Here is a 557-nt window from a genome sequence, read left to right on the forward strand (position 1 = left end):
GTATTTCCGTTAATGGCGATGGTGCCAGTGTTATAAAGCATATTTTCTCCAGGCAATAAAAAACCCCGCCGGAGCGGGGTTTGTTCAAAACTGAATGGGTTAGTGGCAGGTGGTGCTGGTGAACGTGTTGGCGCTCACCCATGACCAGTTAAAGGGATAACCGGCGCGGTACTGCGTCTGATTATTTTGCTTGCGGACTCCGTAGATCTGGACGCTGCTTTCCTGTCCGCCAACCAGGGCTGTTCCGGTGCATACAGGTTGCTGCTTCTCAATAACGCCAGCGCAACCGGAGAGCAATACCGCTACCGCCAGGCAAAGAATCATATTTTTCATAGTTGTTATATCCCAGGGCATTCATGAAGCTACACAATAACAATATGAATCAACGGGATATAATTGATTTGGTAGATCAATTATTCGAAATTGATCGTTCAAAACGATCAATCATAGTTGGCGCAGTTAATGGCCATAATCACGTTCCTCAGATTCGAATACGCGACGTTTTGAAGGTTGCCGCCGGGGGTTGTCTGCGGTCTGGCGAATATCCGCGTATTGCT

2 protein-coding genes are annotated in these 557 nt (G+C 47.8%); one reads left to right on the forward strand and one right to left on the reverse strand.

Annotated features, from left to right (window positions below; all coding sequences use genetic code 11):
• Positions 1-99: 99 nt before the first annotated feature.
• The gene (gene cor, locus ACOTZD_RS22870; protein ID WP_017382566.1) at positions 100-333 is read right to left on the reverse strand and encodes a phage exclusion lipoprotein Cor; all 234 of its coding nucleotides are present in this window, start codon (positions 331-333) and stop codon (positions 100-102) included.
• A 23-nt stretch (positions 334-356) separates the two neighbouring features.
• Here cor and ACOTZD_RS22875 point away from each other — a divergent pair.
• On the forward strand, positions 357-557 hold a 201-nt coding region (locus ACOTZD_RS22875; protein WP_421636377.1), incomplete at its 3' end, for a hypothetical protein.

The sequence above is a fragment of the Enterobacter cloacae complex sp. SHL022 genome (assembly GCF_049237785.1).
GTDB classification, from domain to species: domain Bacteria; phylum Pseudomonadota; class Gammaproteobacteria; order Enterobacterales; family Enterobacteriaceae; genus Enterobacter; species Enterobacter hormaechei_C.

Coding starts and splice junctions, on each gene's coding strand:
- cor (WP_017382566.1), bottom strand. CDS start 333: ATGAAAAATATGATTCTTTGCCTGGCGGTAGCGGTATTGCTCTCCGGT.